General features: G+C 76.8%; 1 protein-coding gene. It reads right to left on the bottom strand.

Going from position 1 to position 7933, the window contains the following annotated elements; translation table 11 throughout:
* The coding region (locus ACVJO7_RS31735) for an amino acid adenylation domain-containing protein (RefSeq protein ID WP_491676001.1) at positions 1-7880 on the bottom strand (7880 nt) is incomplete at its 3' end.
* Positions 7881-7933: the final 53 nt, after the last annotated feature.

The following is a 7933-nucleotide window of genomic DNA, read 5'->3' as shown; positions in this document are numbered from 1 at the left end:
AAAGTCAGCCGCGACTCCCCCGACACCAACGCAACCCGATCCGGACACAACGCCGCCCGCTCCGACAACAACTCCGCCACCGTCACGTCCGGGACCGGGGTCGCAGTGGCGTCGGCCGGCGCCGGGGTGCCCAGGTCGATCGCGGCGAGCGGCCGGTCCGGTGCGGCGGTGAACGCGTCGAGCACCTGCACGAAGCGCTCCATCAGGGACCGGGCGGTGCCGGTGTCGATCGCCTCCGGGCGGTGGTCGACGGTCAGCTCCATGTCGTCGAACGGGTTGACCGCGAACGACAGCGGGAAGTGCGAGTCGTCGAGGGTCTCGACGTCGGCCATGCCGTGCCGCCCGGCGGCCTCGGCGAACGCGTCCCAGGCGTTGCGCAGGGTGAACAGCGTGTCGAACAACCGCGGCCGCTCGGTGGCCTGCTGGATCCGGCCGAGGCCGAGGTACTCGTGCCCGATCAGCCCGGCGCGCTCGCGGGCCAGCCGGCGCAGCACGTCGGCGCCGGTGTCGGCCGGGGCGAGCCGGACCCGCACCGGGACCGTGTTGAGGAACAGCCCGACGGCGTGCTCGACGCCCGGGAGCTCGTCCGGGGCGAGGGCCATCGGGGTGCCGATCACCACGTCGTCCCCGCCGGTGGCGTGCCCGAGCACCACCCCGAGCGCACCGATCAGGACGGTGTTGACGGTGACCCCGTGCCCGGCGGCGACCGCCCGGACCCGGTCCGACAGCGCGCGGCCGAGGCGGGTCCCGATCCGGCGCGACGGCTCGGTGAAGGCGGGCTGCCCGTCCCCGGCGACCAGGGTCGGACCGGCCAGGTCCGCGTACGCCGCGGCCCACGCCGCGCTGGATTCCTTCTCGTCCTGTTCGGACGTCCAGCGCAGGAAGTCGTCGTAGCCGGGGGCGGCCGGGGGCTCGCCGCCGTCGTACAGGGTGAGGAGCCGGTCGGCCACCCGCATCGCGGACGCGCCGTCGAACAGCTGGAAGTGGTTGGTCAGCACCAGCTGGTCGCGGCCGCTGGGCAGGTGCACCAGCAGCAGCCGGAACAGTGGCGGCGCATCCAGCCCGATCGGACGGGCCCGCTCGGCCTCGACCAGGGTGCGGGCCTCCTCTGCGGAAGCGGCGGTGTGCTCGCGGATCGCCGGGTGCTCCACCTCGTCGCGGACCACCTGGACCGGGCGGCCCCGGTCGTCGACGGTGAACCCGACGCGCAGCAGCGGTGTGCCCGCGGTCAGCCGGGTCAGCGCGTCGGTCAGCCGGTCCCGGTCGAGCACCCGGTCCAGGGTGAACACGGTCTGCAGGATGTAGACGCCGGTCGCGCCGGTGTCGTAGACCGACTGGAAGTACAGGCCCTCCTGCAGCGGCGACAGCGGCCACACGTCGGTCGCGGTGCCGCCGACCCGGTCGCCGAGCGCGGCGACGTCGGCGGGGCCGAGGCCGAGCAGGTCGCGCAGCGGACCACCGGTGCCGTCCGCGGCCCCGTCCGCCGGTACGGCGGTGACCGGACCGGAGACCCGGGCGATCCCGGCGGGCGTCCGGTGCGCGAAGAGGTGCGCGGTCAGCACGTCGAGCCCGGCGTCGCGGACGGCGCGCACCACCCGGGTCGCGAGGATGCTGTCGCCGCCGAGCGCGAAGAAGTCGTCGTCCGGCCCGACCGTTCCCGAGCCCAGGACCTGCGCGAACACCTCGCACAGCAGCTGCTCGGCCGGACCGTCGGGAGCCCGGCCCGCGACGGCGGCGCCGCCCCCGAAGTCCGGCTCCGGCAGCGCGCGCCGGTCGAGCTTGCCGTTGACGGTCAGCGGCAGCCGGTCCAGCACGACGATCGCGGCCGGCACCATGTAACCGGGCAGCGTCGCCCCGAGTGCCTCACGCAGCGCGGCCGGTTCGGTGTCCGGCCCGGCGCCGCCGGGCACCACGTACCCGACGAGCCTGCGGTCCGCCGGATCGGCGCCGGTGTGCACCCGGGTGACCGCCTGGGCGATCCCGGGCAGCGCGCGCAGCGCGGTGTCGATCTCGCCCAGCTCCACCCGGTAGCCGCGGATCTTGACCTGCTCGTCGGCGCGACCGGCGAACGCCAGCTCGCCGGCCCGGTCGAACCGGGCGAGATCACCGGAGCGGTAGAGCCGGGTGCCGGGCGGCCCGTACGGGTCCGCGACGAACCGGGCCGCGGTCAGGTCGGGCCGGTCGGCGTAGCCCTGCGCGAGCTGCGCCCCGGCCACGTGGATCTCGCCGACGACGCCGGCCGGTACCGGGCGCAGCCGCCGGTCGAGCAGCCGCACCGCGAGCCCGGCGAGCGGGCCGCCGACCGGGCTCGACGGGCGATCGAGATCGGCGGCGCCGATCTCCCGGTAGGTGGTGTGCACGGTCGTCTCGGTGATGCCGTAGAGGTTGGCCAGCACCGGCGTGCCCGGCGCGTGCCGGTCACACCAGTCGCGCAGCAGCCGCGGCTCCAGCGCCTCCCCGGCGAACACGACGTAGCGCAGGCCGGCGGCGGCGGCCGGATCGGCGGGCTCGGCGACGGCCAGCGGCCCGAACGCCGACGGGGTCTGGCTGAGCACGCTGATCCGCTCGGACCGGATCAGCTCCCACATCCGCTCCGGGGCGCGGGCGGTGTCGCCGTCGACGACGACCACCGTCGCGCCGGTCGCGACCGCGGCCCACAGCTCGAACACCGACACGTCGAACGCGACCGAGTGGAACAGCGAGAACACGTCGTCGCCGGTGACGTCCATCCTGCCGGCAGGGCCGACGGTGGCCGCGAGCAGCGACAGCACCGCGGCGTGCGGGACCTCGACGCCCTTGGGGCGCCCGGTCGATCCGGAGGTGTAGACGACGTAGGCGGGCTGCGCCGGCGGCACGTCCACCGGGGTGCGCAGCGGGGGCACCGGCGCGGACCGGTCCACCGCCACCACCGGCACCCCCAGCCCGGTCACCGTGTCCGGGGTGGCGGCGGTGGCCAGCAGGCAGTGTGGCGCGGCGTCGCCGACGATCATGGCGAGCCGGTGTGCCGGGGCGTCGACGTCGAGCGGTACGTAGGTGGCGCCGGCGCGCAGCGCGCCCAGCACCGCGACGACCATGTCCGCGCTGCGCGGCACACCGACGGCCACCCGGTCGCCGGGACGGACACCGTCGGCGACCAGCGTCGCGGCCAGCCGCCCGGCGCGGTCGTCGAGCTCGGCCCAGGTGAGCCGGTCGGTCCCGGCGACCAGCGCCGGGTGGTCCGGGCGGGCCGCCACGGTCGCCGCGAACAGCGCCGGGAGGGTGCCGGTGCCGGTGAGCGGCTCCGGGAGCTCCGGACCGGGCTCGCCCAGCCGCAGCTGGGACAGCCGCACGCCGGGCGACGAGGCGACCAGCTCCAGCACCCGGACCAGCCGGTCCAGGACCGCGTCGATCGTCGCGGCGTCGAACAGGTCGGTGGCGTACTCCACGATCGCACCGAGGCGCACGGCGCCGTCGTCGGTGCCGGACTCGTGGAACGCGAAGGTGGCGTCGAACTTGGCCGAGCCGGTGCCGGTGGGCCGGACCAGGGTGCGGGCGCCGTCGAGCTCCAGCTCGCTGCGGTCCGGGTCGGTGCGCAGGTAGAGCAGCTCCACCTGGAACAGCGGCGACGCCGCGGACCGCTCCGGTGCGATCCGCTCGACGACGCGGTCGAAGGCGACGTCGGCGTGCTCCAGCGCGGCCAGGTCGGCGGTCCGGGCCCGCTCCAGCACCTGTGCCAGGGTCGGGTCGCCGTGCAGGTCCAGCCGCAGCGCGAGGGTGCTCAGCGCGAACCCGACGACGTCCTCCGCGCCGGCGTGCCTGCGCGCGGAGGACGGGGTACCGATCACGACGGTGTCCGGCGACCCGTCGCCGGGATCGCGGTCGGCGTCGGCGTGCGCGTCCAGCAGCACCGCGAGCGCGGCGTGCAGCAGCATGAACATGCTGATCCGGTGCCGTTCGGCGGCCGCGGTCAGCGCCCCGGCCAGCTCCGGACCGAGCTCGATCCGGGTCTCGGCGCCGCGGCCGCTCGGGAGCTCCGGGCGCGGCCGGTCGGCGGGCAGCGTCGTCACCGGCGGCGCCCCGGCGAGGGTGTCCGCCCAGAAGTCCAGCAGGCGGGTCGCCTCGGCGGTGGGCGCGCCGGGCGGGCCGACCAGCCCGTCCTGCCAGGCCGCGACGTCGAACCAGCGCAGCTCCGGTTCGGGCAGCTCCGGCTCGGTACCGGCGCGGCGGGCCCGGTAGGCGGTGCCGAGATCGGCGAGCAGCACCCGCATCGACCACTCGTCGACGGCGATGTGGTGGCAGACCAGCCCGATCCGGTGCCGGTCCGGCCCGGTCCGCAGCACCTCGGCGCGGATCGGCAGCTCCCGCTCCAGATCGAAGCGGTGCCGGGCGAGGGCGTCGATCCCGGCGCCGGGCGTGGCGTCGCCGCCGGTGCCGGAGGTGGATCCGACGTGCGGTTCGAGCGCACCGGGCGGGTGGACGCGCGCGGTCACCGCGCCGTCGGCGTCCTCGCCGTAGGTGGTGCGCAGCGCCTCGTGCCTGCCGACCACGTCGGCCAGCGCGGACCGGAACGCCTCGACGTCGAACGGGCCCTCGACCGTCCACCCGCGGGGCACGTTGTAGGCCGCGCCGGGGCCCTGCATCCGGTACAGCGTCCACATCTGCCGCTGCGCGGGTGAGACGACCGGCGCCGCCCCGGCCGGGCGGCGCACCGGTCCGCCCGCCGCCCGGCTCCGGCCGGACAGCACCGTCGCGAGCCCGGCGACGGTCGGGTGCGCGAACACATCGGGCACCGTGACCGGGGCGCCGAGCCGCTGCTGGATCCGGTTGGCCAGGCGCAGCGCGGACAGCGAGTGCCCGCCGAGCCCGAAGAAGTCGTCGTCCACCCCGACTGCGGGGCGGTCGAGCAGCTCGGCGAACAGCCCGCACAGGGCGCGCTCGCGGTCGTCGCGCGGCGGCCGGGACGGCGCCTGCGCGGGACCGGGTGCGGGCAGCGCCCGCTTGTCGATCTTGCCGCCGGGGGTGCGCGGCAGCTCCGGGAGGACGACCACCGCGGCCGGCACGAACTGGCCGGGCAGCAGCTGCGCGACGGCCGCGCGCAGGTCCTGCGGTGCGGCCGCGTCCGGGCCGGTGACCAGGTAGGCGACCAGCGACGGGCCGTCGGCGAGATCCCGGGCGACGACCACCGCCGACCGGACACCGGGCTGCGCGACGAGCACCGCCTCCACCTCGCCGGGCTCGACCCGGACGCCGCGGACGGTGACCTGGTCGTCGGCCCGGCCGAGCAGCTCGAACCGGCCGTCCGGGGTGCGGCGGGCCAGGTCTCCGGTGCGGTAGAGCCGCGCGCCGGGCCGGGCCGGGTCGGCGACGAACCGGGCGGCGGTCTCGGCGGGGCGCCCGGCGTAGCCGCGGGCCACCTGCTCGCCGCCGACGTACAGCTCGCCGGTCACCCCCTCCGGGACGGGGGCGAGGAACCGGTCCAGCAGGACGGCCGAGCTGCCGGGCACGACGTGCCCCGCGGTGACCGGCTCGGCGCCGGCGATCTCACCCGCGAGCACGTCCCCGGCGACCTCGGACGAGCCGTAGGAGTTCACCACGACCGAGCCCGGCGCCCACGCCCTGGCGGCCACGACGACCGCGGCGGACAGCGGCTCGCCGGAGCAGATCCAGCGGCGCACCGCGACCGGTCCCGGGGTCTCGGCGAGCGCCGACACCAGGGTCGGCACCGCGGTGACCTGGGCGACCGGCTGGTCGCGCAGCAGCCGGGCCAGCGCGCCGGGGTCGGCCGCGGTGGCGTCGTCGGCGAGCAGCACGCGGGCCCCGCCGGCCAGTGCCGCGAGCAGCTCGGTGAGGCCGTCGATGAACGCGATCGAGCTCTTCGCCGGGCGGACGTCGCCGGGCTCGACCGGCCAGGCATCGGCCGCCCAGTCCAGCCGGCGGGCCAGGCCCCGGTGCGTGCCGAGCACGCCCTTCGGGGCACCGGTCGATCCGGAGGTGTGGATCAGGTAGGCGGCCTGGCCGGGGTGCGGCCGCGGCAGCGGACGGTCCGGCTCCGCGCCGGTCAGCCCGGCCAGGTCGGTCACCTCGGCCGTGCCGGGGACCGCACCCGGCGCACCGGTGATCACCAGGGCGGGCGCGGCGTCGTCGAGCACGTACCGGATCCGCGCCGCCGGGTAGCCCGGATCGACCGGGACCAGCACCGCGCCGGAACGCAGCACGCCGAGCACGGCGACCACCAGATCGGTGGTGCGCGGCAGCAGCACGGCGACCCGGTCCTCCGCTCCGACGCCGCGGGCGCGCAGGCCGGCGGCGACCCGGTCGGCGAGACCGTCCAGCTCGGCGACGGTCAGCTGCACCGGCTCCCGGCCGGGCGCCGGTGCCCCGACCAGCGCGACCTCCCCGTCCCGGCCGGCCGGGCCGAGCGCCCGAGCGGGGCTCCACCGGGGCTCCCCGTCGATCGCGGTCGCCGTCCGCTGCGCGGGACGGGCCGCGAAGACCTCGGCCAGCCGCCGGTCCGGATCGGCCGCGGCGGCCTCGATCAGCGCCTCCAGCTCGGCCAGCAGCGTGCCGACGACCGGGGCCGTCAGGCTCGCCGCGGCGTAGGTGGCCTCCACGTCGAAGCCCTCGTCGGTGAGGAACACCTCCAGCGCCAGCGGGTGCTGGGCGGTGCCGTTGTCGGTGCGCAGCCAGCTGGTCGTGGTCCCGGGCAGCCGCGGCCCGTGCAGCTTCTGGGTGAGGAACAGCAGCTGCGCCTCGAACAGCGAGCGGTCCCGGCCGGACGCCGACGGGTTCAGCTGCTCGACCAGCCGGTCGTAGGGGTGGTTCTGGTGCGCGAAGCCCTCGGCGGCGACCTCCGCGACCCGCGCGGTGAGGGTCCGCACCGTGTCGTCGCGGTGCACCGCGGAGCGCAGCACCACCAGGTTGCCGAAGTTGCCGACCAGCTCGGTGCTGCCGCCGTCCTCCCGGTTCACCACGGCCGTCCCGACGGCCACGTCACCGGTGTTGCCGATCCGGCTCAGCACGGCGGTGTAGCAGGCGAGCAGCACGGTGTACGGCGTCGTCCGCAGCCCGGCGGCCAGCTCCCGGACCGCCCGGGCGGCCGCCGCGGAGAACCGGCGGTCCACCCGGGCGCCCTGCTCGACGCCCGCCGCGACGTCCTCGGCGGGCAGCCGGTCGAACAGCGGCGGCACCGGCTCGGCCAGCCGCTCCCGCCAGAACCCGGCGTCGGCGGGCCGGTCGTCGGCCGTCCAGGCCCGCTGCTCGGCGTCGGCGAGATCGGCCACCTGGCGGGGCGGGACCGGCGGGGTCACCGGACCGGTCGACGCCTGCCGGTAGAAGGTCTCGAGGTCCCGGGAGATCGCGGCGAAGGTGAGCCCGTCCCAGGCGATGTGGTGCACCTGCAGCAGCACCGTGGTGCGCTCCGGGCCCTCCACGACGACGACCACCCGCAGCGCGGAGTCCGCGGCCAGGTCGTAGGGCTGCGACGCCCGGTCGCGGGCCAGCGCCCGCACCCGGTCCCGCACCGCGGCGGGCTCCCCACCGGTGAGGTCGACGACCTCCCACGGGAAGCCGAGCGCGCTGTGCACCCGCTGGAACGGCTCGCCGTCGTCGCCGGCGTGGTAGGTCGTGCGCAGCACCTCGTGCCGGGCCACCAGCGCGTCGAACGCGATCCGCAGCGCCTGCCGGTCGAGCTCGCCGTCGAAGGTCAGCTCGATGCACAGGTTGAACGCGGTGCTGCCGGGCACGATCTGGTGGTGCAGCCACATCCGGCGCTGCGCGAACGACAGCGGGAACTCGGTCCGACCAGCACGGCGCGCCCCGTCGCCGGGTTCGTCGCGGCGCAGGCCCGCCTCGGCCAGGCGCCGGGCGATCAGTGCGCGCTTGCGCTCGTCGAGACTGGTCATCGTGCGGACCTCCGGTGTCCCCTCGCGGGACGGGTGGGTGCGGTCGGGAGTGC

This window comes from Pseudonocardia sp. DxW (genome assembly GCF_058448985.1).
This window is presented reverse-complemented; position numbering and strand designations above follow the sequence as displayed.